Here is a 25,935-nt window from a genome sequence, read left to right as displayed (position 1 = left end):
AGGCGCTGCAGGCTCAACGCTGCGAGGCGCGGCGATACTCTTCGGGCAGCTTCGCCAGCAACTCCTGCGCTTTCCGCATCCCCTGCGCGGCGGCCTTGGCATACCATTCGGCCGCGGCTGAAAGGTCCTGCTCCACCCCATCGCCTCTCGCATAGGCGATACCGAGAAAGAATTGCGCGTCGGCATTTCCTTGCTCCGCCGCCTTGCGGAACCACCGGACGGCAGCCGGAGCGTCAATCTCCACGCCGATGCCGTTCAGATAGGCCATGGCGAGATTGAACTGCGCCAAGGCATAACCCTGGTCAGCCGAAAGCTTGTAGAGCCGCGCCGCTTCCTTCACGTTCTTCTCTATACCTTGGCCGTTCGCATACATGACCGCCAGGTTGAATTGCCCCTTGGGATCTCCGCGATCAGCAAGCATCAGGAACCAGCGGTGCGCCTCCGCGTAGTTTTCATTAACGCCGGCACCCGTCAGGTACATGGCGCCGACATTCATCGGGGCTTGCGGGTTCCCCTGTTTTGCCGCCTTCAGGAACAGCTCGAATGCCTGAGCCTCGTCCTTCTCGACGCCGCGACCCAGCATGTAGAAGATTGCCAGATCCACCTGCGCCGAGGCCATGCCCCGGTCGGCCGCCAAGCGGCACCACTTTACCGCTTCCCGATCGTCACGCCCGACGCCGAATGCGCGCACGTAGATGGTGCAGAGGAGATTTTGTGCCTGCCCATTTCCGGCACCCGCAGCAAGCCGCAGCCAGCGATCACCCTCCTATACCAGCGTAGCGCCTCGGCATAGTTCTGCCTCACGCCCTCGGCACCGTTGAAATAGATTGTGCCAAGCAGGAATTGCGCTTTCGCGTTACCCTTCTCGGCCGGCCCCCGATACCAGCCGATGGCTTTCAAAACGTCGCGCGCAACACCCTCACCTGTCTGGTAGCGTATGCCGATATCGATCTCAGCCTCGACATCGCCTTTCTCGGCGCGCTCCAGCACTTGCTCGAACGGCTGCAATGGCGCACTCGCACCATCCGCGCGCGCAGGCGACGCGAATGCCTGCGATAGCAGCGCGATAACGAACCCGATAACGATACGCTTCATCCACTCCTCCAGAGCCAGACGCATAGCTCGACAAGCCTAAGGGGGAGCTGCCGGCAACGGAAAATGGAATTCGACAAGCCGCTACTTTGCGTCGAGCAGCGGCCTTGCAACTGTCATGAGAGAAACGGCTTGGTCGAGCACGCACAATCCACCACGCGATATGGGATATGGAACGTCGCCGCGCTCGGGGAGATACACTCGACGCAGACATTTTCCGGCGTTGACCATTTCCTTACGGACATTTTCCGCAGCCAGCCGCCAAAATCAGTCAATTCGTCGCGCCGACCGTCATTTCATCCGGAATGTCGTTCAATCGGACGAAGCTGTAGCCCTTCGCCTTGAGATCGAGAATGCCGCGCGCGACGCCGGCGCCGGCGGAATGGGTCGGCTGGTTGATATGGGCGATGATGACGTCGCCGTCCTTCGCTGCGCGAATCCGCTTTTCGGCGACGGCTGCGCCGAGCAGCGAGCCGCCGTCGCCGTTCACCGAGTAGCCGGCGATGCGATAACCCATGGCGCGGATCTGGCGCATCGACGAATGGGTATATTTGGCGGTTGCCCCACGGAACCAGTGCGGCGCCGGCAGGCCATGCGCCTTGATCGCCGTCGCACCGCCATCGACTTCGGCCGCAACCGCAGCCTCCGACCCGGCCGCCGCCAGACCATAGACCGAGACCTTCACGTCGATCGGCGGCACATGCATCGCGCCGTGATCCTCGATCTCGAACAGATCCGGATGCGCCTTCATCACCTCGACGACGAGGCCGTTGCGCTTCAGCCAGCGCGCGGTCACGAAGATCGTCGCCGGAATGTGGTTCTCGATCAGGGTGCCGAGGATGCGCATGTCGGTCGCGCCGCTGCAGGCATCGAGCGTCAGGGCGACGCGCGGCGCCCCGCTCTTTCCATCTGGATTGGCCGGCAGCCGCAGATCCGGCTCCACGAGCCCCGGTGCTGCGACAGCCGATTGGGTGAGCATGGCGAAGGCGAGGAACGGCAGGGCAACGGCTTTCATGGCAATCCGGAAATTAAAGAGGCTGGAGATCTGTGAAACGACGGAAACCCGCCTTTTGCGAGGCGGGTTTCCTAGAGCTATTCGGACATTCCTGCCCGAAGCTTGATCAGCGCTGTGCGACTTTGATCAGCGCTGGGCGACTTTGTTAGCGCTGCGCGACCGGACGGACCAGCGGCGTGACGCGGCGAATGGTGACGCGGCGGTTCTGCTGTTCGGCCTCCTCAGTCCGCACCTTGAGGAAGCGCTCGCCGTAGCCCTGGGTCACAAGGTTTTCCGGCGGAATGCCGTAGACCTCGGTCAGCAGCGATGCGACCGATTCGGCGCGCTTATCCGAAAGCACGAGGTTCGAGCGGTCCGAGCCGACGGCATCAGTGTGGCCTTCGATGAAGAAGGTTTCACCCGGATCCTTCGCCAGAACCTTCTCCATTGCGGCCGCGACCTTGCGCATGGTTTTCGCCTGCGACATCGACACTTCGGCGCTGCCCGTCGGGAAGGTGATCGTATCGAGATCGATACGGCGAACCTTGTCGCGCAGGCGGGCCGAATGACGCACCTCGTCCATCGTGTAGACGCGCTCGACACGCTCGACCGGCGGCTCGGCCAGGAACTCGTAGTAGTCACGGTCCGGGTCGTCGGAAACGTCGGCAATATAATCACTCACCGGGATGCGCAGGCGCATCGGCGGCAGTTCGTAGCCGACGTCGATGATCGCCGGACGCGGACCTTCGTCACGCTCGGGCGCGTAGATCATCAGGTATTCGTTGCCGTCACGGTCAACGCGCGAGCGCTGCAGGATGTCGCCGTAACGGTTGTAGACGGTGACGATCCTGTAGCCGCCCGGACGCAGGATGGTTTCGCGGGTGCGGCCGCGCGGAAGTTCGTCGTAATAGGTCTCTTCCGCATCGTGGCGCAGGCGCGGACGATCGTCGCCACGCACGAAGATCTGGTCGCCGACGCCGAGGATGACCCGATTGTCGACCTGCTCGACGACCTTCACCTCGGTGATGTTGTTGGTGACGTTGTTGACGGTCGTGTTGTTGTTGATCACCGTGTTGTTGATGACGGTGTTGTTGACGATGTTGGTCGTCTCCGGAACCACGAAGACCGGCGCCTCATCGACGCGCGTGCCCTTTTCGTTGAGGTTCGCCTCAATCTTCTGCGTCAGGTCGGCCGGGGTCTCGGCGGTGATGGCAGCCTGGGATGCGGCATCGTCTGCCGGCGCCGGCGCGTCTTCTTCCTTGGCGCGCAGCTCCTCGCGCAGCTTCTGGCGCTCTTCGCGCGCCTGGTTGCCGCCGGCATTGTCGGCGTCCTTGTCGCTGTCGAGCACGGCCGCACCGTTTTCAACCGGCAGAACGACGGTCTCGTCGGTCGCCGCCGGGTCTTCGGCGATCTTCACCTTTTCTTCTTCGGTGCGGGTGTCGACCACTTCCGGAACCGGCTGCTGCACCTGCGGCTGCTGCTCGGCGGTCGCCGGCTGCTCGGTCCCCGGGACGGGTTGACCTTCGCCGGTCTGCGGCTGCTCGGTGCCAGGCACAGGCTGGCCCTCGCCGGTCTGCGGTTGCTCCGTGCCCGGTACAAGCTGGCCTTCGCCAGTCTGGGGTTGCGGCTCCGTGCCCGGCGCCGTTTCGGTCGGCGCGGGCTGTTCGCCTGCCTTCTGCTCTTCGGTCACGGGCGGCTGCTCGCCGGCCTTCTGCTCTTCGGTGGTCGCAGGCTGTTCGGCTGCCTTGCCGCCTTCCGGCGGGCATGCGGTCGATGCATCCTGACCTTCCGGTACGACGCAGGTACCGGGCTGAGCCTGCTCCGCAGCTTTCTGCTGTTCTTCAGCTGCCTTCTGCTGTTCGGCAGCCTGGCGGGCAGCTTCGTCTTCTGCAGCCTTCTGCTGTTCAGCGGCTTTCTGTTGCTCTTCGGCGGCCTTCTGCTCTTCCTCAGCCTTCTGCTCGTCAGCGGCCTTCTGCTGCTCAGCCGCCTGGCGCGCAGCTTCTTCTTCAGCAGCTTTCTGTTGTTCGGCAGCCTGGCGGGTAGCCTCTTCCTCAGCAGCCTTCTGCTGTTCAGCGGCTGCACGGGCAGCCTCTTCCTCGGCAGCCTTCTGCTGTTCAGCGGCCTGGCGAGCGGCTTCTTCTTCAGCGGCCTTCTGTTGTTCTGCAGCCTGGCGGGCAGCTTCTTCCTCAGCGGCCTTCTGTTGTTCAGCAGCCTGGCGCGCGGCTTCTTCCTCAGCAGCCTTTTGTTGCTCGGCAGCCTGGCGCGCGGCCTCTTCTTCCGCAGCCTTCTGCTGTTCGGCCGCCTGGCGTGCTGCCTCTTCTTCAGCCTGGCGCTGCTTCTGCAGCAGCAGCTCTTCCTCAGACTGACCGCCGCCCTCCTGTGCAACCTCGAATGGCTTCATCAGGTTGTCGGCGACAGCGGGCGGAACCGCGACGGACACCGACAGCACCGGCAGCGCGACGGTTGCAAACAGTTTGGATCGAATCGACATTTGTCTTCCTTCCTCTTCTTGGGAGGTCCTGGTCCCGCATCCTCTTCCCAGCATATGACACGGCTAAGAATGGGTGCGAACGCGAATACTCACGGGGCCTTGACCCAAGGTTCCGGCTTTTTTGTGTTGCCAACGACACGCGCCGTCAAGTGCAATGCCCGAGCCACGCGCCGGTTCCTTGATAAGGGCTAGCGGAGGCAAGATTAACCGGCGCTGAACGCACCGTTCATGTTCATTGCGCGACCCGCGACCACAATCTGCGGTCGAAATCCTTTTCCCGGTGAGCACCTTCGCTTTCCTGTTGATTTTTACAGGAAAAGAGTACGAATATCGCCGCAACCGGAGGCAAACGCTCCGGCAGAAATTGGCATCCGTGAAAAACAAAAAACCGGATGTCGGCCAACAGAGAGGACTATCATGCGTATTTCCAAGCGGCTGGCAGCCGCCGCATCGGCTGCCGTTTTCGTGCTCATGGCAGGCTCGGCCATGGCCGACGGCGAAAAGGTCGTTATCGGCACGGAAGGCGCCTACCCGCCCTTCAACAACCTTGCAGCGGATGGCACGCTGACGGGCTTCGACATCGACATCGCCAAGGCACTGTGCACGGAAATGAAGGCCGAATGCACCTTCGTCACGCAGGACTGGGACGGCATCATTCCGGCGCTGATCGCCAAGAAGTTCGACGCCATCATCGCATCCATGTCGATCACTGCCGAGCGCAAGGAAAAGGTGGACTTTACCAACAAGTACTACAACACGCCGCCGGCAATCGTCGTGCCGAAGGATTCGCCGATCACCGAGGCGACCGAGGCAGCGCTTGCGGGCAAGACGCTCGGCGCGCAGGGCTCCACCACCCATTCCAACTATGCCGAAGCGCATATGAAGGGTGCCGACATCAAGCTCTATCCGACGGCTGACGAATACAAGCTCGACATCGCCAACGGCCGTATCGACGCCGTCATCGACGACGTCGTCGTGCTCTCCGAATGGCTGAAGTCGACAGACGGCGCCTGCTGCAAGCTGCTCGGCACGCTGCCGATCGACCCCGTCATCAACGGTGAAGGCGCCGGCATTGCCGTGCGCAAGGGCGACGACGCGCTGCGCGAAAAGTTCAACAAGGCAATCGAAGCGATCCGCGCCAACGGCAAGTACAAGGAAATCAACGAAAAGTACTTCCCGTTCGACGTTTATGGCAGCTGATTGACGGGATCCGGCGCGATTTCCTAGTGAATCATGCCGGAGAAACGTCAGTTCATGCGAAAAATGCAACGGCGGACGGCTTGCCCTTCCGCCGTTTTTGTTTGACAAGAGCCTAAAACAAAGCGCGATCGATACACACAAAAACGGCGCAAAGGGGAAACTTCTGACATGAGCGGGTTGTTTGCCGGCTTCTATTCCATCCTTTCCTGGATCGGATCGATCGTCGATCCATTCTGCGGCCCCGTCGGGGTCTTTCGTTGGCTGGCGCCCGGCACCTTGCTGGCCTGCGGCGACACAGGCTGGGGCGACGATATCGCCTACGGCTTCGTGGTTACCGCGAGCCTTGCCATCGCGACGCTGCCCGTCGGCCTGCTGATCGGCTTTTTCATCGCTCTCGGAAAGCAGTCCGAAGAGCGCACCATACGGTTGGCCGCCAACATCTACACGACGATCTTCCGCGGCCTGCCCGAACTGCTGACGCTCTTCATCGTCTATTACGGCCTGCAGATCCTCGTTCAGCAGCTGCTGGCGACGCTCGGCTACGAGGGGCCGGTGGAGATCAACGCCTTCTTCGCCGGCATGATCGCGCTCGGCGTCGTGTTCTCCGCCTATTGTTCCGAAGTGCTGCTCTCAGCCTTCAAGGCCATTCCACATGGACAATACGAGGCCGGCGATGCCCTTGGTTTGCATCGCGGCAGGACCATGCGCCTCATCATCCTGCCGCAGCTCGTGCGCATCGCGCTGCCCGGTCTCGGCAATCTCTGGATGGCGCTGCTCAAGGACACCGCCCTCGTCTCGGTGGTGGGCCTGACCGACATCCTGCGCCAGACCGGCGTCGCCGCCCGCGTTACCAAGCAAGCCTTTGAATTCTATGGTGTCGCCTGCGTGCTCTTCCTGATCCTCGCGATGATTTCCTCGATCGTCTTTGCGAACCTGGAACGCTGGACCAAACGTGCGGAGATGGGCCGATGAGCACTGTTGCAACGATGATCCCGCCGCAGGCCCCGCCTCCGGTTCCGCCAAGGCCCTATACGCTGACCCGCTTCGTCGGCAGCGTCGCGCTCGGCGTCTGGCTGGCGCTTGGCGTCGGCATCTTCCTGACCGTCGTCAATGGCTGGGACCCGGAGAAATTCGCGAAATACGGTCCGCGCTTCCTCTCCGGCCTCGGCGTCACGCTGATGCTGGTCTCGATCTCGATCGTCCTCGGCGCCCTTCTGTCGCTGCCGATCGCGTTTGCCCGCATGTCGAAGAACAAGCTCTGGTCGTGGCTCGCCTACGGCTATGTTTATTTTTTCCGCGGCACGCCGCTGCTCGCGCAGCTCTTCCTGATCTATTACGGCCTCGGCAGTTTCCGCCCGCAGCTGGAAACGGTCGGCCTGTGGTGGTTTTTCCGCGATGCGTGGAACTGCGCGCTCTTCGCCTTCACGCTCAACACCGCAGCCTACCAGGCGGAAATCCTGCGTGGCGCAATCGGGAGCGTGCCGCGCGGACAGCGTGAAGGTGCCGCCGCCCTTGGCCTGCCCGAGCGCGTCGCTTTCTGGAAGATCATCCTGCCGCAGGCGATGATCGTGGCGCTGCGCCCCTACGGCAATGAAATCATCCTGATGATCAAGGGCTCGGCGATCGTCGCGATCGTCACCGTCTTCGACCTGATGGGCGAAACCCGTTACGCCTTTTCCCGCACCTTCGACTTCCAGATGTATATCTGGGCGGCCATTCTCTACCTGATCATGGTCGAGATCCTGCGCAACATCTGGAGCATGCTGGAAGCGCGGCTAACCCGTCACCTCAAGCGCTGATTCCGGAAATCACCGACGAGCAAAGCTTGGCAGCACTCTCCGTGAGATGCTGCCAAGCTTTTGTTATTTCTTACGAAAGTTTCATTTCAGGGCAAATATTAGCCCTTGATTAAGAAATCGGGCGTTTCATCATAGAGACCAACCTTTGCGAGAAGTGAGGTCCTAATGACGAACGAAATGGAACTGCAACTGAAGGGCTACGGCCTGACGACCGCTCAGATCCTCTACCACATGCCGGATCATCCAACCTTCCTCCAGACCTATGTGTGGCAGCACTACGACCTGGCACCGGACTTTCCGGAAATGCGCAGCTTCCTGAAATTCTGGGAAGAGAAGCTGGATGGACCGCTGCATTCGGTGCGCTATGTGCATCGCAAGCTGATCTCGGCGACGGAATGGCGCGCGCTCAAAGGCGAGTTCATTCTGCACTGAACCGCCGATCGAAACCGAGGAGCCTAAGGTGGCCTTCGGTCAGGCTACCGGCGTTGCGATCGGCAAGCCCTGATAACCGCGATCGCTCAGCGTTGCGGACGCTGCAGCCGATGCGCTCTCAGACATGCACCTCGCCATGCGCCAGTTCGCCTTCACGCGGCTCCCTGTGCAGCGAGCCGTAAAGGACAAGCGCATAGAACAGCAGAACGCCCAGGACCACCGGCCAGCCAGGCAAAGGGCCGAGTGCGGCATTCTCGGCGACATCGGTCCAGGACCGCACATGCCCGAAGGGTTCGCCATTGGCCGACATCTTCGGCGAGGAGATCTTCAGCGCCCAGGCCAGCAGCAGGATCAGATACATCCAGCAATAGTTGCGCTGCAGCCGCCGACAGAGCGCCTCGCGATAGGTCATCAGAAATGCCGGCTTGCGCAGGCTCTTGGCGATCGCCGCCGCCCAATTGAAGTTCGGCGCGCCGTCCGGCGCCAGGATTTGCGCGAAGTATCCGCGTTCCAACTGCCGCACGCGGGCGCGATAGACATCGAAGAAGCGGTAACGCCGCGCCTCGATCAAGAGCAGCAGCGTAATCAGCAGCATCGCGAAGAGCAGCACGCCGTGATGTGACGTCGGCGTCGACAGCGATACCGAAAGCAGCGCCGCAACCACGGTGATCGCCCAGTTCGAGGTTCGGTCGATGCGGTCGCGCCAGCCGGCCATACGGCCCATTTCACCGCGATAATAGTGCACGACCGCGTTGATCTGCTCCTGGGATGTTTGCGGCAGCGGCGGGCCCTTCGGCTCCTTGACCTCCGCACTGATGATCAGCGGACCGAGCTCGGCGGACATCGGCGTTCCTCCCGTCTTTTCTTATGCTTGCGATGATGACTCCTTTCCTCTCGCCGATAAATCCCGACGGCGTCGCAGGGCGCCGTTTTTCGTTCAAAAGGCCAATGAAAACCTATTTGTCGTCCGGATACCGATTAATCCGCTCCGGTAAACGATCGCCGACGGCGATTGCCAAAGCGCCTCTGCGGACGTAAGAAGCGCCCATGACCCAGAAGAGCACGAAAATCGACGAGGAAGCGCTGGCGGAAGCCTATAACCGCGCCCTCTCCCTGGAAAAATCCGGCAAGTTCGATGCCGCCGCCGATGCCTATGCCGAAGTGCTGGCGCTCGACCCGGAAGACCACGGCGGCGCTGCCGTGCGCCTGGCCTCGATGGGACGCGGCGAGACGCCGGTGAAGGCGCCTGACGCCTATGTCGCCACCCTCTTCGACCAGCATGCCGAAGTGTTCGACAACGTGCTCGTCGACCAGCTCGGCTACTGCGTGCCGCTCCTCGTGCGCCAGCGGCTGCAGGCGCTTGAGCTTGGCCCGTTCGATCGTGTGCTCGATCTTGGCTGCGGCACGGGCCTCACCGGCGGCGCGCTCCGCGACATGGCCGACGACATCACCGGCATCGACCTCTCCGAAAACATGGTCGAGATCGCCCATGAGAAGGATCTCTACGAGACGCTCTACGTCGCCGAAGCGGTCGATTATCTCGACGACAACGACGACGAGCCCTTCGACCTGATCGTTGCGACCGACGTGCTTCCCTACATGGGCGCGCTCGAAGCGCTGTTTTTCGGCGCGGTCGACAACATGGTGCCCGGCGGCCTGCTGATCTTCTCCAGCGAGACCCTGCCAACCGAGACCTTCGCCGGCCGCGATTTCATGGTCGGCCCGCACCAGCGCTTCGCCCACGCCGAGAGCTACCTGCGCAACCGCCTGGCCGCCACCGGTTTCGAGATCGTCGAAGTCGGCGACATCACCGTGCGTCTGGAAGAAGGCGAGCCGATCGCCGGCCATCTGGTGATCGCGCGCTTCAAGCCCTGATCACCTGCAGCTTCCTTAAGTCGTCTGCTATGTAAGGATAAAAATAGGGTGCCGCGGCGCTGAAGGCGGCGCGGCATGACCGCATGAAAAGGGCGCATCCCACTTTGCGCCCTTCCCTCTTTTCGAGAGCTATCTAACAGGTGCCACCAGTCGCACCTTTTGGCCCATAGCGACTGGGCGCCGACAAAGATCGGGCGCGGAGCCCTTACTGGTGCGCCAGCGCCGTCTTGCCCAATGAAAACTGCCTTTCGTAGAAAATCCGGACGGACAGAACGACCCCGCCAATGAGGATTGCGATCCCTGCAGCTTCCATCGCGGTCGGCCATCGAGCATGAACGACGAGACCGCCGATGACCCCAAATGCCGTTTCCGAAACGATCAATTGCGCGGCCAGTGCAACGGGCAAGGTTCGAGACGCGACATTCCACGCCCACACTCCGCATACGGTTGCCAGAAGCGCGAAGGATGTACCCCAAAGATAGAGTGAGCCGGCGGCGTGCCACCCAAAACCGAGTTTTGGAAGCTGAAAGAGACCCATCGCTGCTCCAGCCGGGTAGAAGGCCAGCATCAAGATACCTCCGCCAACGAGGATAAGCGCGGACCACACACCGGAGGGCATTTCAGGTCGGACGGCCAAGGCGGCCTGATTGGCAATCGCAAACCAGACCCACAATGCCACCGCCGCAAGCGCCAGCGGAACACCGATCCAGAAGGAACGGACGGATTCCAGTCCCTCTGCCGTGAACGCTGTGCCATTGACGAAAACAAGACCGAGCAGCACCAGCATGAGAGGCACCGTCAGGGATTGCCATGAAACCGATCCCTGCCGCTGGTTGCCGACCACCATCAGAACGAGCGGAACCAAACCGAGAAAGGCGGGAGCAATCACCGGCCCAGCAAAGATGGCAGCTCCTGTCACCGTCAGGAAGTAGCCGACGTAGCCGATGAAGGCGAGCCAGATTGCTGAAAGCCAGTTTCGGAGCGTCAGGTGTTGTATCACCCCCCGATCCGAAAACAGAATACAGAGGCCGACCAGAGCCGAGACCACATGACGGACAAGAGCAAAATCAAAGGTGGAGTAGTCGCCGATGATGAAAGGCACAACGAAGTTGAGCGAAAAGGCGAAGGCCGCGAAGAGTGCGGCAAGAACGCCTACGTAGAAACTCTTGTCCATAGTCCGGCCTCATTGGTTTTTCGGACGCTAATGCTTCCCTTCACGGTCCGCCATGCATGTGTTTGACAAACACCTTTTCCAGATTGGAAGTCGGCGCTTGAACGACCTAGCAATTGAGCGAACTGTGCCTGGAAGGGCGCGTTGGACTTCAACTTCGGGGCCAACGTCGCTGGATTAGAGCGGCTCCATGTATACGGCGTGTGTTTGGCGAGCGCAGATGTGTACCAGAATGTACGGCGGGCGGGTTTTCTCGGCAGTTGAGGCACCTGGTGACTGCTCGCGGTACGCAACTGCCAACGCCACCCTCGTCACCATTGCTGGCCTGTGCCACATAACAGCACTCTTTTCCGCTCCCGTTCCATCGGCTACACCAAAGCGAAAGCAATGGGAGTATTCGGAAAATGGCAAAGGTCGCATTCATCGGTCTCGGCGTCATGGGCTATCCCATGGCCGGCCACCTCAAGGTCCGCGGCGGACACGAGCTGACGGTCTACAACCGTACCTTCGCCAAGGCCGAGAAATGGGCGGCCGAGTTCGGCGGCCGCGCAGCGCGGACACCGGCCGAAGCCGCCGATGGCGCCGAGTTCGTCTTCTCTTGCGTCGGCAATGACGACGACCTGCGCTCGGTAACGACCGGCAAGGACGGCGCCTTCGAAACGCTGAAGGCCGACGCCGTCTTCATCGACAACACCACCGCTTCGGCCGAAGTCGCCCGCGAACTCTATGCGGCAGCGAAGGCGCGCACCGCTCACTTCATCGATGCGCCGGTCTCCGGCGGCCAGGCCGGCGCCGAAAACGGCGTACTGACCGTCATGTGCGGCGGCGATGAACCGGCTTTCGATCGCGCCAAGCCGGTCATCGAAGCCTTTGCCCGCATGGTTGGCCTGATGGGCCCGGCCGGCGCCGGCCAGATCACCAAGATGATCAACCAGATCTGCATCGCCGGCCTCGTCCAGGGACTGGCCGAAGGCATCCACTTCGGCAAGAAGGCCGGGCTCGACATCGAGAAGGTTGTGGACGTCATCTCCAAGGGTGCTGCCGGCTCCTGGCAGATGGAAAACCGCCACAAGACGATGAACGCCGGCAAGTACGACTTCGGCTTTGCGGTCGACTGGATGCGCAAGGATCTCGACATCGTGCTGGCGGAGGCCCGCCGCAACGGTGCCAAGCTGCCGGTGACCGCTCTCGTCGACCAGTTCTACGGCGATGTCCAGGAAATGGGCGGCAACCGCTGGGATACGTCCTCGTTACTCGCCCGCCTCGAAAAATGAGCCTCGGCCCGTCCTCGACCGCAGACGAGATCATCGCTCACCTGCGGTCGCTCGGCTCTGAAGACAATCTCGCCGGCATGGCGCGCTTCGGCATCGTCACCGAAGCCGCCCTCGGGCTCTCCAATGTCGAGCTGCACAAGGTGACGCGGCAGGTGAAGGTGGATCACCGCCGCGCGCTGAAGCTTTGGCAGTCCGGCATCCGCGAGGCGCGCATCCTGGCCGCGTTTACCGCCGACCCGAAAGAACTGACGCTGGAAGAGGCGCTCCGCTGGGGCGACGATTGCAATTCGTGGGAAGTGGTCGACACCGTTGCCGACCTTTTCATCGCCGCCCGCTTCGAGCGCGAACTGATCCCGGAATTCGCGGCCGACGAACGTGAATTCGTCCGGCGCATCGCCTTCGCGATGATTGCGACCGCTGCGGTCCACCTGAAGAAGGAACCGGACGCGACGCTCCTGAACTGGTTGCCGCTGATCGAGCGGCACGCAACCGACGAGCGGAACTTCGTGAAGAAGGCGGTCAACTGGGCGCTCCGACAGATCGGCAAGCGCAATTCCGCCTGCCATGGTCCTGCACTGGCGCTCGCAGAGCGCCTGGCCGAAAGCGCAAACCGCGCCGCCCGCTGGACGGGCAAGGACGCGGTTCGCGAACTTAAGAGCGACAAGGTGCTCGCGCGGCTTGGTCTCGATCAAAACTGAGCCCGCTAGCGCAGGCGCCTCAATCCTCGGCGGATTTCGCCTGGTCGATCATCATGTAATCGAGCGGAAGCTCGGTCGTGTACTTGATCTGCTCCATGGCGAAGGCAGAAGAGACGTCACGGATCTCGATCTTGGCAATCATGCGCTTGTAGAATGCGTCGTAGGCGGCAATGTCAGGCACGACCACGCGCAGAAGATAGTCGACGTCGCCGCTCATGCGGTAGAATTCGACCACCTCGGGAAACTCGGACACCACTTCGGAGAAGCGGCGAAGCCATTCCATCGAGTGCGAGTTTGTGCGGATCGACACGAACACCGTGACCTTGGTGTTGATCTTCACCGGATCGAGAAGGGCGACACGGCGGCGGATGACGCCGTCCTCTTCCATCTTCTGGATGCGCCGCCAGCACGGCGTGGTCGAAAGTCCCACCTTCTTGGCAAGGTCGGCAACGGCCAGCGTGGAATCCTCCTGCAACAGGCGCAGGATTTTGCGGTCTAGGCGGTCCATGAAAGTCCCTCTCGAATTATTTTTCCCTCTATAGCGCGAAATTGGTGAAGATAAAGAAAATTGTTTCAGGTTGTGAGCATAAGAACCCGCTCCCGCAGGAACGGCAGAACATCGGCCTCGAACCAGGGATTGCGCTTCAGCCAGCCGGTGTTGCGCCAGCTCGGATGCGGCAGCGGCAGAATGGCGGGATCCGCATTGCGCATCGCGTAGCGCCGCCAGTCCTTTACCGTCTCCGTCATCGATTTCGGGCATTCCGGACCGATGTGCCAGCGCTGCGCATAATGCCCGATCGCCAGCACCAGCTCGACCTGCGGCATCTGATCCATCACCCGCTGCCGCCAGAGCGGCGCGCATTCCCGACGCGGCGGCAGGTCGCTGCCATGGGCGTCATAACCGGGAAAGCAGAAGCCCATCGGCACGATCGCGAATTTCGCCGGATCGTAGAAGCTCTCGCGGTCCACCCCCAGCCATTGGCGGAGCCGATCGCCGGATGCATCGTTGAAGGGCAACCCGCTGTCATGCACCCGAAGCCCGGGCGCCTGTCCGGCGATCAGGATGCGTGCCGTGGTCGAGATCACCGCGACCGGTCGCGGCTCATGCGGCAGACGGTCGTCGTCGCCACGCAGCGGGCTGTCGCGGCAGATGCGGCAGGCGGCAATTTCCGCTCTCAGCCGCTCCAGGTCCGGGACATCGTTCTCAGGCATTGCCGATACCCGCAAACAAGGCGGTCAGCCGCTCCAGCAGCCAGCGCCTGATGGTCTCGAGCCAACCATCGACCAAATGCGGCCCCTCGTCCGGATGGTCATTCGTGCGGCGCCATTCCTGCGGGGTCGTGAACGTGCCGACCCAGATGCCGCGCCGCTCTTTCTCTGCCCGTGCCTCTTCCGCTTGATAGTGCCCATAGCTGACCGCATACCCGGAGAGCACCATCTCACGGCCAATGTCCCGCCCGCCCGCTTCGCATGTGCCGAGGTCGCGGCCGTACCGATCGCGTCCGTGAAAACGACAGCGGACATCGCCGGCGGAAATCAGCGCCCTCAGGCGTTCGCGCGCCTGGCGGCCGCAATCCCAGGTCTCGCCGTCGCGCTCGCAGCTCTGGTCGAGTTCCGGCGCATCGATCCCCTCGATGCGAATGCGCTTGCCGTCAAGGCGAAGACTGTCGCCGTCGCTCGCGGACGCCGCTCCACGCGCCTCCCCGGTTGTGGCACGCTCCCCCACGGGCAGCTTGTCGGCGTAATAGGCGACGATCGAAAGCAGCAGAAGAATGATCCATCCGCCGAGCATGCCGCCACGGCCGGCCGATCGCGACCGGCCCGAAGACCCTCCGCCTCGCCCGCCGGTGAAGCGGTATCTCGCCCGGCCTGATTTCACGTTTCCTGCACCTTTATCGCTACGCGCGCTCCCTGATCGAACCGGGACCGCATCACAAACATCGACGATTCCAAAAACTTAGAGGCGGAACCTCATGTGCCGGCTCTCAACTTTTGGCCAAGGACACCACCGCGCCATAATGGTTGTCGAATCCTTCACACACGGCAGCAACTTCTTAAGGATTGCTCACTAGACTGCAACGAAACCATAACCTTTGCATAAGAGCATGAGTATCGCTGCCAGCACCTCGACAGATAAGATCATTGTCGACAAGTCGCGAAACCATCGAAACAAGGCCGTTTCGAGGACGGTTCGCGCGACGCGAGAGCGGCTGCAAACGGGCTCGTCCGTGCCTTCGGGCTTCGAGCGCGAAATGCTCAATCTTTACATCGATTCGGCCCTGCACGGCGCCATCGCCATACCGGTGCTCGTCGCCCTGATTGCCGCCGTCGGGGTCTATCTCTCCGGCAATCTCAGCATCATCGTCTGGGCCGTCATGACCCTTTCGGCGCATGCGGTGACGCTGGTGCTAGCGAGGAAGGCGTGCAAGAAGGACATCGTTGCCGAAAAGGTCCCGGTCTGGCGCCGGCGCTTCCTGCTCGGCCAGCTGTTGATTGGCCTCTGCTGGGCAGCCTTCGTTGTGCAGGATTGCGCGTCGTGCGGTGATGTCCGCTTCGGTTTCTTCGAGGGCACTGCCCTGCTTTTCGCGCTTGCGGCCACTGCCATGGGCACGTTCCTGCTGCGCAATGCCCTGCTCTGCACCTTCACGCCCGTGGTCGCCGCACTGGCCTTTGTCTCGCTGACGACTGGCAATCCGATCTATATCGGCCTCACGGGCATCATCTCGCTGGCGCTGCTCTTCCTCGTGTTCATGACCGATCGCATGAACCGTGCCAATGTCCACATCCTCTCGGTTCAATCGGAGAAGGATGACCTGATCGCCGAGCTCGAAGTGGCAAAATCGATGTCGGACGAGGCACGGCGTCGGGCGGAGGAAGCGAACCTCGCCAAGTCGCGCTTCCTGGCCTCCATGTCGCATGAATTGCGCACGCCGCTGAATGCCATTCTCGGCTTCTCCGAGGTCATGTCGACGGAGGTTCTGGGTCCGCTCAGCAACCCGACCTACAAGGAATACACCAACGATATCCATCGTTCCGGCGAGCATCTGCTGAACCTGATCAACGAGATCCTCGACCTGTCGCGCATCGAAGCAGGCCGCTACGACCTGAACGAGGATGCGGTCAGCCTCGTCGAGATCGCCGAGGACTGCGTCGGCATGGTGCAACTGAGGGCGCGCGCCAAGAACATTACCATCCACTCGCAGTTCGAACTTGGCATGCCCTCGGTCTGGGTCGACGAGAAGGCAATGCGGCAGGTCATCCTCAATCTGCTGTCCAACGCCGTGAAATTCACCAATTCGGGCGGCGAAGTCACCTTCAAGGTCGGCTGGACGGCCGGCGGCGGACAATATCTCTCGATCAAGGATAACGGTCCGGGCATCCCGGAAGAGGAAATCCCGATCGTTCTGTCGGCCTTCGGTCAGGGCTCGATCGCCATCAAGAGCGCCGAGCAGGGCACCGGCCTCGGCCTGCCCATCGTCCAGGCCATTCTCGCCAAGCACAATGGCGAATTCATCCTGCGCTCCAAGCTTCGGGAAGGCACCGAGGCGATCGCCATCCTGCCGGCCCGCCGCGTGCTCGAGAGCCTGCCGGCAGTCGAGGACGTGGCAGCCCCGATCCGTCGTCGCAAGAGTTTCGCCTGATCCATGTTCATCGAAACGCAACGCTTGAGGCTTCGGCCCTGGGAGCAGCGCGACGTCGCGCCCTTTGCCGTCGCCAATGCCGATCCGGACGTGCGCCGCTACTATTTTCCTGACATTCTGACGCGGGAGGATACCGCGGCGATGATCGCCGACTGCGACCGGCACCTGCGCAGACACGGCTTCGGCTTTGTGGCCGTCGAGCGCAAGGCGGACGGAGCGCTCATCGGCGGTCTTGGCCTTTCGCATGCCGGAGCCGAAATTCTCGGTGGCCCGCATGTCGAAATCGGCTGGATCCTCGCCCGACCCTACTGGCGGCAAGGATATGCGCTCGAAGCAGCAAGCGCCTGCCTGCACCATGCATGGTCGGCACTCGGGCTTGCCGAGGTCATCGGCTATACCTCGCGCATCAACGAACCATCGCGCGCGCTCATGGAAAGGCTCGGCATGCGCTCGGATCCGGCGGAGGATTTCGATGACGTGACGGTGCCGGAGGGCAACCCGCTGCGCCCGCACGTGCTCTATCGGATCGCGCCGAACGACCGGCGGTAGCAGATCAGTTCATGAAGCCGTCGAAGATCACGACGTAGCCGGCATAGACGCCGTTGGCGATGATCAGGCAGAGGCAGGCGAAGGAGCCGAGATCCTTGGCGTTCTTGCCCATTTCCGAGATTTCCGGCGAGACGCGATCGACGATTTCCTCGATCGCCGTGTTGATCGCCTCGAAGGCCATCATCAGCAGGAACAGGATCGCCATCGCCACGAACTGGAAGAAGGTCGCGCCGACGATGGTGAAGGCAACCATGGCGATGCCGAAAGCGATCAGCTCATGGCGGAAAGCAGCCTCGCTGATCAGCCGTTTCGCGCCGCCCAGCGAATAGCTGGCGGCGGCGAAGAGATGCCGAATGCCGGTCTGCTTCTCGACGGGACCCGTCGGTCCAATGCGGTGCGTGGTGTTCTTGACGTCCATTTCTTCTCGACAAGGCTTGAAACTGCGCTTGCTTCGACATCGTGAATGAGGCGAATGCAAGGCGTTTGCCGGTTGCAGGAGCCCAAGCCTATAGTTAGGGCTGCATGTGCGCTTTGGATAGGCGAGAAGCACGCGGCCATCAAGGCCCGCCACACGCGGGAATAGCGCCCGCGACAGGCTTTGGACAGCAATCGGCCGGCTTTGCCGTGAAAGCCGGCCGGATCTTGATTATTCCTTGTTGCTGACGCCAGCCTGCGCGAAGGTCGCCATGCCGCTGTGGCAGGCCGCTGCCGCCTTGACGATGCCGGCGGCAAGGGCCGCCCCCGTGCCCTCGCCGAGCCGCATGCCGAGTGCCAGCAGCGGCGTCTTGCCGAGCTTCTCGATCGCGCGGATATGACCCGGTTCACCCGAGACATGGCCGATCAGGCAGTGGTCGAGCGCTGACGGATTGGCCGCCTTCAGGATTGCCGCTGCCGCAGTCGCCACGTAGCCATCGATGATGACGGGCACTTTCTGCACGCGGGCCGCGAGGATCGCGCCCGCCATCGCCGCGATCTCGCGACCACCGAGGCGGCGCATCAGCTCGAGCGGATCGGAAAGGTGATCGCGATGCAGCGCCACCGCCTTCTCGACAGCGGCGATCTTGCGCTTCAGTACCTCGCCTTCGGAACCGGTACCCGGACCGACCCATTCCTCGGCCGTACCACCATAGAGGCCGAGATTGATCGCCGCCGCAATGGTGGTGTTGCCGATGCCCATCTCGCCGATGCACAGCAGATCCGTGCCGCCGGCGATCGCCTCCATGCCGAAGGCCATGGTGGCCGCACAATCCCGCTCCGAGAGCGCCGCTTCCTCGGTGATGTCGCCGGTCGGATATTCAAGCGCCAGGTCGAAAACCTTGAGGCCGAGGTCGTGGCTGACGCAGATCTGGTTGATCGCAGCACCACCGGCAGCGAAATTCTCGACCATCTGGGCGGTAACGGACGACGGGAACGGCGTGACGCCCTGACGGGTGACGCCGTGGTTGCCGGCGAAGATCGCCACCAGCGGCCGGTTGACGGCCGGCGCCTTGCCGGTCCAGGCGGCGAGCCAGAAGGCGATCTCTTCGAGACGTCCGAGCGCGCCCGGCGGCTTTGTCAGCTGTGCGTCCCGCTCGCGCGCCGCGACCAGGGCCGCCGCATCCGGCCCCGGCAGGTTGCGCAACAATTCGCGGAAATCATCAAACGGCAGGCCGCTGGCACTCATGCTGGGAATCCTTGCATATCGTGAATCTACGCTCCTCATAGAGGGCGTCGAATATTCGGGCAACGGCATTTGCGCCAATCGGCGTCGCCGGAGCATGATCCGTCACCGGACGGACGATTCGACGCACGACGTTTTGCATGCTCACCCTACTCTCACTTGCGGGCGGCGGTGACATCTGCGATTGCGGCTGAGGGCCGGATCTTTGGAGGAGCCATGGGCTTTCTGGGCGATTTCTGTGACGACGTGGCGCGCTCGATCGGCTTCCTGAGCCGTATCCCCATGCCGGGACGCCACTTCGTCGGATATGACGGACGGCTGGACCGGGCCGTGCGCGCCTTCCCGCTTGCCGGCATCGTGATAGTCCTGCCCTCCGCAGCCGCTGCCAGCGCGATGATCGCACTGCATGTCAGTTCGCTTTTTGCCGCCTTCGTCGTCGTCGCCATCCAGGCGCTGCTGACCGGCGCACTGCACGAGGACGGACTTGGTGATACCGCCGACGGCTTCGGCGGTGGACGCGACCGCGACGCGGCGCTCGCGATCATGAAGGACAGCCGCATCGGCACCTATGCCGCTGTCGCTCTCATTCTTTCTTTCGGCCTGCGCGTCTCGGCGCTCGCCTCGATCCTGCCGCTGTTCACGCCCCTTGGCGCCGGCATGGCGATCCTTGGCGCCGCAGCGCTCAGCCGCGCCGCCATAGTGTGGCACTGGTCCAGCCTGCCGCCGGCACGCAGCGGCGGTGTTGCGGCTTCCGCCGGCGCGCCGGAGCCGGGCGCTGGCCGTTTTGCCCTCGGCTTTGGTCTTCTCGCCGCGATGCTGCTCTTCTATTTCGCCAAGGTCCCGGCCCTCGGCCTGATCGCAACGCTCCTCGCCTTCCTTGCCGCTGTCAAAGGCTTCGGCCGGCTCGCAGCCGCCAAAATCGGGGGACATACCGGTGACACGATCGGTGCCACGCAGCAGCTCACGGAAATCGCGGTGCTCGGCGCCCTTGCGCTGACGGTTTGAAAGATCGATATAATCCGGGAAAAACTGGGCAACGCCATGGAATCTCCCTGCATTCTCGTCTGTTCCATCGATGACAAGACCGGCTACTGTTTCGGCTGCGGCCGCACGCGTGACGAGATCGGCCGCTGGACGCTCTACACCGACGCCGAACGCCGGGCGATCATGACCACGCTGCCCGACCGGCTCGAGACGGTCGAACGCAAGCCTCGGCGCGAAACGCGCCGCGGCCGCATGGCGAGGGAACGCGGAGAAGCATGACCCGTCTCGCCATCCTGCTCTCGATCCTGGCCATTGGCCTCATCCTGCTGATCGTCAACCACGATGCCGGCCGCACCATGGGCCTTGCCAACGACGATTTCGGCCGACTGGTGTCACTCGGCGCCATCGCCACGTTGATCGGCGCCGGGGTCGTACAAAGCCGCCGCCGTTTCGGCGAAGGGCTGCGCCAGGTCGCCGTCTGGCTCCTCATCACGCTCGCCCTCGTCTCGGCCTATGTCTACCGCTTCGAACTTCAGGGCTTCGGCAATCGCCTGCTCGCCGGCCTCGTTCCCGGCCGCGCGACCGTGATCACCGACAGCGAAGGCCGGCAGGAAGTGGTGCTGCACAAGATGCTGAACGGTCATTTCGAAACCGGCGCAACGGTCAACGGCAAGGACATCAACATGCTGGTCGATACCGGCGCCAGCAGCATTGCGCTGACCTACGAGGATGCCGAGCGGATCGGCCTTGATCCGGAAAACCTCAGCTACATCGTCACCGTCATGACGGCGAACGGCCGGGCCCAGGCCGCACCCGTCATGCTCCAGGAAATCTCCGTCGGCCCGATCACCCGGCGCAACATCGGCGCGACCGTGGCCGCCAAGGGGCGGCTCGACCAGAGCCTGCTCGGCATGAGTTTCCTGTCGACGCTGGAGATGCTGCAGATGCGCACCGACGAGCTGCGCCTGCGCGACTGAGCCACAGGCGTCAGAACAAACCGCAGCGGCGCCTGCCGTCAGTTTCTGAGCCGGTAGCCGGTGCGGAAGATCCAGGCGAGGATCGACATGCAGGCCGTCAGGAAGGCGAGGATGATCACGGCGCTGAAGATCGGGTTGACGTCGGAAACCTCGAAGAAGCTCCAGCGGAAACCGCTGATCAGATAGAGCACCGGATTGAAGTGACTGACCGCCTGCCAGAAGGGTGGCAGCATCTTCACCGAATAGAAGCTGCCGCCGAGGAAGACGAGCGGCGGGATCACCAGCATCGGGATCAGGTTCAGCTGCTCGAAGTCCTTGGCCCAGATGCCGATAATGAAGCCGAACAGGCTGAAGGAAATGGCCGTCAACACGAAGAAGAACACCATCACGAACGGATGCGCGATCGTCAGGTCGACGAACAGCGAGGCCGTCAAGAGGATGATCGTCCCGATCATCAGCCCCTTGGTCGCCGCCGCGCCGACATAGCCGAGCACGATCTCGACCATCGACACCGGCGAGGACAGAACCTCGTAGATCGTGCCGGTGAATTTCGGGAAATAGATGCCGAAGGAGCCGTTGCCGATGCATTGCGTCAAGAGCGTCAGCATCATCAGGCCGGGCGTGATGAAGGCGCCGTAGGAAACGCCGTCGATCTCCTGGATGCGCCCGCCGATCGCGGCGCCGAAGACGATGAAATAGAGCGAGGTCGAGATAACGGGCGACACCACGCTCTGCAGCAGGGTGCGCCGGGTACGGGCCATCTCGAAGAAATAGATCGACTTGATCGCTTCGATATTCATCGCCCTGCCCCCACAATTTCGACGAAGATGTCTTCCAGCGAGCTCTGCCGCGTGGAAATGTCCTTGAGCCGGATACCGGCTTCGGCGAGGGCCGCCAGCAGAGTGGTAATGCCGGTGCGTTCAGCGCTCGTGTCGTAATCGTAGATCAGACAGTGCCCATCGCCCTCGAGCGTCAGATTGTAGCTCGACAGCGTTTCGGGAACGCCATCCAGTGGATTGGCGAGATCGACGCGCAACTGCTTGCGCCCGAGCTTCGACATCAGTGCCGCCTTGTCTTCGACCAGCAGGATCTTGCCGCCGTTGATGACGCCGATGCGGTCGGCGATTTCTTCCGCTTCTTCAATGTAATGCGTCGTCAGGATGATGGTGACGCCGGAAGCGCGCAGCCGCTCGACGACCTCCCACATGCTCTTGCGCAGATTGACGTCGACGCCGGCTGTCGGTTCGTCGAGGAAGAGGACCCTCGGTTCGTGCGACAGCGCCTTGGCGATCAGCACGCGCCGTTTCATGCCGCCGGAGAGTTCGCGCAGCATGTTGTCCTTCTTGTCCCAGAGCGACAGGTCCTTCAGCACCTTCTCGATATGGGCGGGGTTCGGCTTCTTGCCGTGCAGGCCGCGGGAGAAGGAGACCGTGTTCCACACGGTTTCGAAGGCGTCGGTGGTCAGTTCCTGGGGTACGAGCCCGATCATCGCGCGCGTCTCGCGAAACTCGCGCACCACGTCATTGCCGCCAACCGTCACCGTTCCGCCGCTCGGATTGACGATGCCGCAGATGATCGAGATCAGCGTCGTCTTGCCGGCGCCGTTCGGCCCGAGCAGCGCCAGGATCTCGCCTTCCTCGATATCCAGGCTGACGCCCTTCAGCGCCTGAAAGCCGGAGGCATAGGTCTTCGACAGATTGGAAACGGAAACGATAGGCGCCATGAAGCAGATCCGGATGCGGGGGGCAAAGTCGGCAGGTTTCGCCTATATGGGACAATTGATTGCGATTTGCAGCCTACCGGATGGAAAAAACAAGGTGACGCTTTGTCAATGCGGCTGCGACAGGCGAGCTGCCGTCCCCGCGCCGCCGCCCATTTGCGAAGGTTTGCGCGCCACCAGCCGGTCATGGATGAGCATGCCCGCAACCATCGCCGCGACGAAAAGGAACGTCGGCGGCAAACCGAGCGACAGCGAAGCGAGCGCCGGGCCCGGGCAAAGCCCCACCAGCCCCCAGCCGATGCCGAAGATTGCCGCGCCGACAATCAGTCGCCTGTCGATGACCTGATTGTCCGGCAAATGGAAGGTTTCGTCGAACAAAGGATGCTTGAGCCGGCGCGTCAGCAGGACACCGAGCGCGGAAACAAAGACGGCGCCGCCGAGCACGAAGGCAAGGCTCGGGTTCCAGTTGCCGGTGATATCCAGAAACGCCCGCACGCGTGCCGGATCGAGCATGCCGGACAGCGAAAGACCAAAACCGAACACGAGGCCGGAGACGAGCGTCGCCGCGAGGCGAAAGAAGGCTCCGTTCATGCAAGCAAGCCCATGACAAAGACCGTGACGATCGCCGCGGTCATGAAGGTCGCAACCGCCGCAATCGAACGTCGCGACAGCCTTGCAAGACCGACGACGCCGTGGCCGCTGGTGCAGCCGGAGCCCATGCGGGACCCGAAGCCGACCAGCAGCCCGCCAGCCATCAGAAGCGGCCAAGAGGTTGTGACCGTCACCACCGGCCAGGCGCCGACGACGAGGCGAAAAAGCAGCGGCCCCGCCATCAGTCCCAAAACAAACAACATGCCGGTAGGAACCTGCGCGCCCTGCAGCAGACGTCCGACGATACCGCTGATCCCGGCCACCCGGCCATTGGCCACCATCAGGATCGCTGCCGAAAGGCCAATCAACAGCCCACCCGCCAGCGCATTCTCGTATTCATTCATGTTTTGGAACCATCCCGACAGAAGATCTGATAGAGCGCGCCAACCAGACGCGCCACCTTGTCGTGACTAAGCCGATAGAACACTTGCTTGGCCTGCCGACGGGTCGAGACAATGCCGGCATCACGCAACACCGTCAATTGCTGCGAGAGGGTCGGCTGGCGAATGCTCAGGCTCTCTTCGAGTGCCGCCACCGAGTGCTCACCCTCCAGCAAAGCACTCACGATCAACAGACGATTTCGATTGGCGAGAGTTCTCAGTATTTTCGAAACTTCGGCAGCGTGCACGGCCATATCCGTGCGCACCCCCGGAAATTGCATAACAGTTCCCATAACTTCCTCCTGTCGTTGCCCTAGGAGTGAGTGGAGCCCCAATGCTTGCTGCGGTTTGCCGACTACTATCCGTGATTGTTATACGAAGTAATATATTATCGTATTACTTATTAATAAACCAGACGAAACAAGACAGCGCGATCAGCCCTAGCCCCCCTGGCCTGTCCGTTGACTGTCAAATCATATAGAAAATTCAGATCGTTACAACGAGACCGCAACAGGGATGAAAACGCCATATTTGGGGCAACCGCCCGGACTATCTCAGGCAGCGGTAAAACTTCTGGTATAGTGATCTCAAATACGAGCCTGCGACGACACTTCGGGCCCCCGGCCCGAACGCCCGAAACTGCATTTCGGCGGAGGGTAAACGCCGGCGCAAATGCAGGCATCATCCGTTATCCGGCGAAAGATCTGCGAATGAATCGTCGCCAATCCCGTTCCCTCGTCACGAAACGGTGATGGTCTTCGAGCAATTTGCTCGCGCGGCGCGATATCGCCCTTTTGATTCGCGCTCGTGATTTGCACGCCGGAGCCTCCCCCTTTTGCTCCGGTTGTTGGGCCGGCCTCCCCGCCGGCCTCTTTTTTTGCCGCATGCCATTTTCGCAGCCGCCAGCAGGAAGGTCCCGCACACCACGTCAGTCGCAGTGACGGTAGCCGGTCTTGCGGGTTCTCAGATCGAAGTGGAAATGGTCCTTGTGGAACGGGTCGCTGCCCGGCCCGAGCACGGTGTTGAAATATTTGCAGCTATCGGAGCGCACAGCCTTCAGGAGGCCGCGTTCGCGGAACGCGAAGAAGCCCTTCTTGCGGACATCGATTTCCTTGCCGTTCTTCAAGACGAACTTGCCGACATCGATGGCGTTCCCGTGCGCATGTTCGGACATCGGATTGCCGCGGCGGGAATTCATCGTGCGGCAGGAATAGCCGCCGAGCGGCTTGATCGTCTTGACGCCCGACCAGTAGCGGTAGCGGGACGACGGCGCGAGTTCGTACTTCACCCACTTGGCGAAGGCTTCCGTCACCTCGCAATTGAGCTTGACCGCCGGCTTCACGCCAATACCGCCGGAGAGACCGCTGAGCTCGATCGGGTAGTCGATGCCGCAGGACGGCCCGTTGCTGATGCGCGGAATATCACGGAACACCACGCCGAGTTTCTTCAGGCGCTGGCGGCAGGCAATCTCGGAAGCCGGCATTTCGCCGGTGTAGTGGGGCGTCGACATCGGATTGCGCACGCGCGGCAGGAAGGCGACCTGCTCCGGCTCCTGGCTCCGCTGAATGGCGCGCTGCTCTTCCATGGCGCGTGCACGCTGCGCCTCTTCGGCCGCGGCCTTCTCGGGAGAAAGCGGCGGCAGGTCCGGATCGTAGCCAAGGTTCGCCTCGTCCGCTGGCGCAGCTCCGGACGCCCCGCCGAGCTGGCGCACATTGTCTTCGCCGATGCCGTCGACGACCGGCTGGCTGGCATTGCCCTCGGCGATCTCGTTGCTCTGCTCTTGCGCCAGGCCGACGACCGGCTGCTCGACGCCGAGCATGGCATCCATGTTGACGCCTTCATCGGGAATGGCCGTGGAACCTGCATTCGCCGGCTGCGCGCCGGAGGAAACCGCCTCGTCGCTATCGATCATCGGCAGCGAGCGCCGCGTTTGTTGAGGCGCCGCCTGCGCCGGTGCAACATAGTCCGGATTGCCGTTGCCCGTCGAAGCCGATGTTGCGGCGGGATAGGCCGCCACCTCGTCTTGCGGCACCGCGTCGACCGGCACGGGCCCGATCGAACCGACCCGGGAGCCGCCATCGATGCGGCCCGGCGGCGAAAGCGCGTCGTCGGTCGAACAGGCGACAAGCGATAGTGTCAGAACGAGTGCCGTCAGCGGGCGATGGAGACGAGTAACATACGCCATACCGGACTGCGCCTTCCTTCGGGCGGTCAGAAGACCACCACTCATCACCCCACCGCCCCCGCAACGGCGTACCCAGAGGCACGCAAGGATCGCTGCAGCACTTCGAATTGCTGCCTTTCGCCTGTGTCGCAAACCGGGCACAGCTGTCGAAAGACCTGATTT

The 25,935-nt window shown here is 62.3% G+C and carries 29 protein-coding genes; 12 read left to right on the top strand and 17 right to left on the bottom strand.

Annotation, left to right across the window (positions count from 1 at the left end):
• Positions 1-13: 13 nt before the first annotated feature.
• The 4 genes from ASE60_RS06060 to ASE60_RS06045 all read right to left on the bottom strand — a co-directional run bounded on the left by ASE60_RS06060 (position 14) and on the right by ASE60_RS06045 (position 4,577).
• On the bottom strand, positions 14-637 hold the full coding sequence (locus ASE60_RS06060) for a tetratricopeptide repeat protein (protein ID WP_244495558.1): 624 nt from the start codon (positions 635-637) through the stop codon (positions 14-16).
• Positions 638-648: 11 nt separating this feature from the next.
• On the bottom strand, positions 649-1,095 hold the full coding sequence (locus ASE60_RS06055) for a tetratricopeptide repeat protein (RefSeq protein WP_057248846.1): 447 nt from the start codon (positions 1,093-1,095) through the stop codon (positions 649-651).
• 268 nt (positions 1,096-1,363) lie between these two features.
• Positions 1,364-2,107 (bottom strand): polysaccharide deacetylase family protein, encoded by a 744-nt coding sequence (locus tag ASE60_RS06050; protein WP_057248845.1) that lies wholly within the window; start codon positions 2,105-2,107, stop codon positions 1,364-1,366.
• 145 nt (positions 2,108-2,252) lie between these two features.
• Positions 2,253-4,577, bottom strand: coding sequence for an OmpA family protein (locus ASE60_RS06045; RefSeq protein ID WP_057248844.1), 2,325 nt, complete (start codon positions 4,575-4,577; stop codon positions 2,253-2,255).
• A gap of 417 nt (positions 4,578-4,994) precedes the next feature.
• Here ASE60_RS06045 and ASE60_RS06040 point away from each other — a divergent pair, with 417 nt between their 5' ends.
• The 4 genes from ASE60_RS06040 to ASE60_RS06025 all read left to right on the top strand — a co-directional run bounded on the left by ASE60_RS06040 (position 4,995) and on the right by ASE60_RS06025 (position 8,008).
• Positions 4,995-5,777, top strand: coding sequence for an ABC transporter substrate-binding protein (locus tag ASE60_RS06040; protein ID WP_057248843.1), 783 nt, complete (start codon positions 4,995-4,997; stop codon positions 5,775-5,777).
• A gap of 168 nt (positions 5,778-5,945) precedes the next feature.
• The gene (locus tag ASE60_RS06035; RefSeq protein WP_057248842.1) at positions 5,946-6,749 is read left to right on the top strand and encodes an ABC transporter permease; all 804 of its coding nucleotides are present in this window, start codon (positions 5,946-5,948) and stop codon (positions 6,747-6,749) included.
• Positions 6,746-7,576, top strand: a complete 831-nt coding sequence (locus tag ASE60_RS06030) for an ABC transporter permease (protein WP_057248841.1) — start codon at positions 6,746-6,748, stop codon at positions 7,574-7,576. The genes ASE60_RS06035 and ASE60_RS06030 overlap by 4 nt, the downstream gene beginning before the upstream one ends.
• Positions 7,577-7,741: 165 nt before the next feature.
• Positions 7,742-8,008, top strand: a complete 267-nt coding sequence (locus ASE60_RS06025; protein ID WP_057248840.1) for an usg protein — start codon at positions 7,742-7,744, stop codon at positions 8,006-8,008.
• A 118-nt stretch (positions 8,009-8,126) separates the two neighbouring features.
• Here the strand turns inward: ASE60_RS06025 and ASE60_RS06020 are convergent, their stop codons facing one another.
• Entirely contained in the window at positions 8,127-8,852 is a 726-nt protein-coding gene (locus tag ASE60_RS06020) for a DUF2270 domain-containing protein (protein WP_057248839.1), read from the bottom strand.
• A gap of 203 nt (positions 8,853-9,055) precedes the next feature.
• On the opposite strand from ASE60_RS06020, the gene ASE60_RS06015 reads away from it, so the two are divergent.
• Positions 9,056-9,883 (top strand): class I SAM-dependent methyltransferase, encoded by an 828-nt coding sequence (locus tag ASE60_RS06015; protein WP_057248838.1) that lies wholly within the window; start codon positions 9,056-9,058, stop codon positions 9,881-9,883.
• A gap of 205 nt (positions 9,884-10,088) precedes the next feature.
• Here the strand turns inward: ASE60_RS06015 and ASE60_RS06010 are convergent, their stop codons facing one another.
• The gene (locus tag ASE60_RS06010) at positions 10,089-11,057 is read right to left on the bottom strand and encodes a DMT family transporter (protein ID WP_057248837.1); all 969 of its coding nucleotides are present in this window, start codon (positions 11,055-11,057) and stop codon (positions 10,089-10,091) included.
• A 401-nt stretch (positions 11,058-11,458) separates the two neighbouring features.
• On the opposite strand from ASE60_RS06010, the gene ASE60_RS06005 reads away from it, so the two are divergent.
• On the top strand, positions 11,459-12,328 hold the full coding sequence (locus ASE60_RS06005) for an NAD(P)-dependent oxidoreductase (RefSeq protein ID WP_057248836.1): 870 nt from the start codon (positions 11,459-11,461) through the stop codon (positions 12,326-12,328).
• The gene (locus ASE60_RS06000) at positions 12,325-13,026 is read left to right on the top strand and encodes a DNA alkylation repair protein (RefSeq protein ID WP_057248835.1); all 702 of its coding nucleotides are present in this window, start codon (positions 12,325-12,327) and stop codon (positions 13,024-13,026) included. Before ASE60_RS06005 ends, ASE60_RS06000 begins: the two co-directional genes overlap by 4 nt.
• 19 nt (positions 13,027-13,045) lie before the next feature.
• Here the strand turns inward: ASE60_RS06000 and ASE60_RS05995 are convergent, their stop codons facing one another.
• The 3 genes from ASE60_RS05995 to ASE60_RS05985 form a co-directional block, all read right to left on the bottom strand.
• Positions 13,046-13,534, bottom strand: a complete 489-nt coding sequence (locus ASE60_RS05995; RefSeq protein WP_057248834.1) for an Lrp/AsnC family transcriptional regulator — start codon at positions 13,532-13,534, stop codon at positions 13,046-13,048.
• 65 nt (positions 13,535-13,599) lie between these two features.
• Positions 13,600-14,238 (bottom strand): uracil-DNA glycosylase family protein, encoded by a 639-nt coding sequence (locus tag ASE60_RS05990; RefSeq protein WP_057248833.1) that lies wholly within the window; start codon positions 14,236-14,238, stop codon positions 13,600-13,602.
• Entirely contained in the window at positions 14,231-14,905 is a 675-nt protein-coding gene (locus ASE60_RS05985) for a thermonuclease family protein (protein WP_244495557.1), read from the bottom strand. Before ASE60_RS05985 ends, ASE60_RS05990 begins: the two co-directional genes overlap by 8 nt.
• 226 nt (positions 14,906-15,131) lie before the next feature.
• Here ASE60_RS05985 and ASE60_RS05980 point away from each other — a divergent pair, with 226 nt between their 5' ends.
• On the top strand, positions 15,132-16,667 hold the full coding sequence (locus ASE60_RS05980) for a HAMP domain-containing sensor histidine kinase (protein ID WP_057248831.1): 1,536 nt from the start codon (positions 15,132-15,134) through the stop codon (positions 16,665-16,667).
• 3 nt (positions 16,668-16,670) lie between these two features.
• Positions 16,671-17,216 (top strand): GNAT family N-acetyltransferase, encoded by a 546-nt coding sequence (locus ASE60_RS05975; RefSeq protein ID WP_057248830.1) that lies wholly within the window; start codon positions 16,671-16,673, stop codon positions 17,214-17,216.
• 4 nt (positions 17,217-17,220) lie between these two features.
• Here ASE60_RS05975 and ASE60_RS05970 read toward each other — a convergent pair whose 3' ends face one another.
• Positions 17,221-17,634 (bottom strand): diacylglycerol kinase, encoded by a 414-nt coding sequence (locus ASE60_RS05970; protein ID WP_057248829.1) that lies wholly within the window; start codon positions 17,632-17,634, stop codon positions 17,221-17,223.
• A gap of 228 nt (positions 17,635-17,862) precedes the next feature.
• Positions 17,863-18,879, bottom strand: coding sequence for a nicotinate-nucleotide--dimethylbenzimidazole phosphoribosyltransferase (gene cobT / locus ASE60_RS05965; protein ID WP_057248828.1), 1,017 nt, complete (start codon positions 18,877-18,879; stop codon positions 17,863-17,865).
• 213 nt (positions 18,880-19,092) lie between these two features.
• On the opposite strand from cobT, the gene ASE60_RS05960 reads away from it, so the two are divergent.
• From ASE60_RS05960 to ASE60_RS05950, 3 genes are read left to right on the top strand one after another with little or no spacing between them, the layout of a single operon-like run.
• Positions 19,093-19,881 carry an adenosylcobinamide-GDP ribazoletransferase gene (locus tag ASE60_RS05960; protein ID WP_057248827.1) on the top strand — a complete coding sequence of 263 codons (789 nt, stop codon included), beginning with the start codon at positions 19,093-19,095 and terminating at the stop codon, positions 19,879-19,881.
• A gap of 36 nt (positions 19,882-19,917) precedes the next feature.
• Positions 19,918-20,139, top strand: a complete 222-nt coding sequence (locus ASE60_RS05955; RefSeq protein WP_057248826.1) for a DUF1289 domain-containing protein — start codon at positions 19,918-19,920, stop codon at positions 20,137-20,139.
• On the top strand, positions 20,136-20,837 hold the full coding sequence (locus ASE60_RS05950; RefSeq protein WP_057248825.1) for a TIGR02281 family clan AA aspartic protease: 702 nt from the start codon (positions 20,136-20,138) through the stop codon (positions 20,835-20,837). Before ASE60_RS05955 ends, ASE60_RS05950 begins: the two co-directional genes overlap by 4 nt.
• Positions 20,838-20,875: 38 nt before the next feature.
• Here the strand turns inward: ASE60_RS05950 and ASE60_RS05945 are convergent, their stop codons facing one another.
• The 6 genes from ASE60_RS05945 to ASE60_RS05920 all read right to left on the bottom strand — a co-directional run bounded on the left by ASE60_RS05945 (position 20,876) and on the right by ASE60_RS05920 (position 25,773).
• Positions 20,876-21,637 carry an ABC transporter permease gene (locus ASE60_RS05945; protein WP_057248824.1) on the bottom strand — a complete coding sequence of 254 codons (762 nt, stop codon included), beginning with the start codon at positions 21,635-21,637 and terminating at the stop codon, positions 20,876-20,878.
• Entirely contained in the window at positions 21,634-22,560 is a 927-nt protein-coding gene (locus ASE60_RS05940) for an ABC transporter ATP-binding protein (protein WP_057248823.1), read from the bottom strand. Before ASE60_RS05940 ends, ASE60_RS05945 begins: the two co-directional genes overlap by 4 nt.
• A 105-nt stretch (positions 22,561-22,665) precedes the next feature.
• A complete protein-coding gene (locus ASE60_RS05935) occupies positions 22,666-23,148 on the bottom strand; it encodes a YeeE/YedE family protein (protein WP_057248822.1) in 483 nt (160 codons plus the stop codon).
• Positions 23,145-23,552: a YeeE/YedE family protein gene (locus tag ASE60_RS05930; protein ID WP_057248821.1), complete on the bottom strand. Its 408-nt coding sequence runs from the start codon at positions 23,550-23,552 to the stop codon at positions 23,145-23,147. The genes ASE60_RS05935 and ASE60_RS05930 overlap by 4 nt, the downstream gene beginning before the upstream one ends.
• Positions 23,549-23,881 carry a metalloregulator ArsR/SmtB family transcription factor gene (locus tag ASE60_RS05925; RefSeq protein WP_057248820.1) on the bottom strand — a complete coding sequence of 111 codons (333 nt, stop codon included), beginning with the start codon at positions 23,879-23,881 and terminating at the stop codon, positions 23,549-23,551. Before ASE60_RS05925 ends, ASE60_RS05930 begins: the two co-directional genes overlap by 4 nt.
• Positions 23,882-24,516: 635 nt before the next feature.
• A complete protein-coding gene (locus ASE60_RS05920) occupies positions 24,517-25,773 on the bottom strand; it encodes an extensin family protein (protein ID WP_057248819.1) in 1,257 nt (418 codons plus the stop codon).
• Positions 25,774-25,935: the final 162 nt, after the last annotated feature.

It is taken from the genome of Ensifer sp. Root278, assembly GCF_001429285.1.
Classification (GTDB): Bacteria; Pseudomonadota; Alphaproteobacteria; order Rhizobiales; family Rhizobiaceae; genus Ensifer.
Note: the sequence above shows the minus strand (reverse complement) of the source record. Positions and strands in the feature narration are given on the sequence as shown.

What these genes read in the sequence shown, in the direction of transcription:
- ASE60_RS06055 (WP_057248846.1), bottom strand. Translation starts at nt 1,095, where the DNA reads ATGAAGCGTATCGTTATCGGGTTCGTTATCGCGCTGCTATCGCAGGCA.
- ASE60_RS06050 (WP_057248845.1), bottom strand. Translation starts at nt 2,107, where the DNA reads ATGAAAGCCGTTGCCCTGCCGTTCCTCGCCTTCGCCATGCTCACCCAA.
- ASE60_RS06045 (WP_057248844.1), bottom strand. Translation starts at nt 4,577, where the DNA reads ATGTCGATTCGATCCAAACTGTTTGCAACCGTCGCGCTGCCGGTGCTG.
- ASE60_RS06040 (WP_057248843.1), top strand. Translation starts at nt 4,995, where the DNA reads ATGCGTATTTCCAAGCGGCTGGCAGCCGCCGCATCGGCTGCCGTTTTC.
- ASE60_RS06035 (WP_057248842.1), top strand. Translation starts at nt 5,946, where the DNA reads ATGAGCGGGTTGTTTGCCGGCTTCTATTCCATCCTTTCCTGGATCGGA.
- ASE60_RS06030 (WP_057248841.1), top strand. Translation starts at nt 6,746, where the DNA reads ATGAGCACTGTTGCAACGATGATCCCGCCGCAGGCCCCGCCTCCGGTT.
- ASE60_RS06025 (WP_057248840.1), top strand. Translation starts at nt 7,742, where the DNA reads ATGACGAACGAAATGGAACTGCAACTGAAGGGCTACGGCCTGACGACC.
- ASE60_RS06020 (WP_057248839.1), bottom strand. Translation starts at nt 8,852, where the DNA reads ATGTCCGCCGAGCTCGGTCCGCTGATCATCAGTGCGGAGGTCAAGGAG.
- ASE60_RS06015 (WP_057248838.1), top strand. Translation starts at nt 9,056, where the DNA reads ATGACCCAGAAGAGCACGAAAATCGACGAGGAAGCGCTGGCGGAAGCC.
- ASE60_RS06010 (WP_057248837.1), bottom strand. Translation starts at nt 11,057, where the DNA reads ATGGACAAGAGTTTCTACGTAGGCGTTCTTGCCGCACTCTTCGCGGCC.
- ASE60_RS06005 (WP_057248836.1), top strand. Translation starts at nt 11,459, where the DNA reads ATGGCAAAGGTCGCATTCATCGGTCTCGGCGTCATGGGCTATCCCATG.
- ASE60_RS06000 (WP_057248835.1), top strand. Translation starts at nt 12,325, where the DNA reads ATGAGCCTCGGCCCGTCCTCGACCGCAGACGAGATCATCGCTCACCTG.
- ASE60_RS05995 (WP_057248834.1), bottom strand. Translation starts at nt 13,534, where the DNA reads ATGGACCGCCTAGACCGCAAAATCCTGCGCCTGTTGCAGGAGGATTCC.
- ASE60_RS05990 (WP_057248833.1), bottom strand. Translation starts at nt 14,238, where the DNA reads ATGCCTGAGAACGATGTCCCGGACCTGGAGCGGCTGAGAGCGGAAATT.
- ASE60_RS05980 (WP_057248831.1), top strand. Translation starts at nt 15,132, where the DNA reads ATGAGTATCGCTGCCAGCACCTCGACAGATAAGATCATTGTCGACAAG.
- ASE60_RS05975 (WP_057248830.1), top strand. Translation starts at nt 16,671, where the DNA reads ATGTTCATCGAAACGCAACGCTTGAGGCTTCGGCCCTGGGAGCAGCGC.
- ASE60_RS05970 (WP_057248829.1), bottom strand. Translation starts at nt 17,634, where the DNA reads ATGGACGTCAAGAACACCACGCACCGCATTGGACCGACGGGTCCCGTC.
- cobT (WP_057248828.1), bottom strand. Translation starts at nt 18,879, where the DNA reads ATGAGTGCCAGCGGCCTGCCGTTTGATGATTTCCGCGAATTGTTGCGC.
- ASE60_RS05960 (WP_057248827.1), top strand. Translation starts at nt 19,093, where the DNA reads ATGGGCTTTCTGGGCGATTTCTGTGACGACGTGGCGCGCTCGATCGGC.
- ASE60_RS05955 (WP_057248826.1), top strand. Translation starts at nt 19,918, where the DNA reads ATGGAATCTCCCTGCATTCTCGTCTGTTCCATCGATGACAAGACCGGC.
- ASE60_RS05950 (WP_057248825.1), top strand. Translation starts at nt 20,136, where the DNA reads ATGACCCGTCTCGCCATCCTGCTCTCGATCCTGGCCATTGGCCTCATC.
- ASE60_RS05945 (WP_057248824.1), bottom strand. Translation starts at nt 21,637, where the DNA reads ATGAATATCGAAGCGATCAAGTCGATCTATTTCTTCGAGATGGCCCGT.
- ASE60_RS05940 (WP_057248823.1), bottom strand. Translation starts at nt 22,560, where the DNA reads ATGGCGCCTATCGTTTCCGTTTCCAATCTGTCGAAGACCTATGCCTCC.
- ASE60_RS05935 (WP_057248822.1), bottom strand. Translation starts at nt 23,148, where the DNA reads ATGAACGGAGCCTTCTTTCGCCTCGCGGCGACGCTCGTCTCCGGCCTC.
- ASE60_RS05930 (WP_057248821.1), bottom strand. Translation starts at nt 23,552, where the DNA reads ATGAATGAATACGAGAATGCGCTGGCGGGTGGGCTGTTGATTGGCCTT.
- ASE60_RS05925 (WP_057248820.1), bottom strand. Translation starts at nt 23,881, where the DNA reads ATGGGAACTGTTATGCAATTTCCGGGGGTGCGCACGGATATGGCCGTG.
- ASE60_RS05920 (WP_057248819.1), bottom strand. Translation starts at nt 25,773, where the DNA reads ATGGCGTATGTTACTCGTCTCCATCGCCCGCTGACGGCACTCGTTCTG.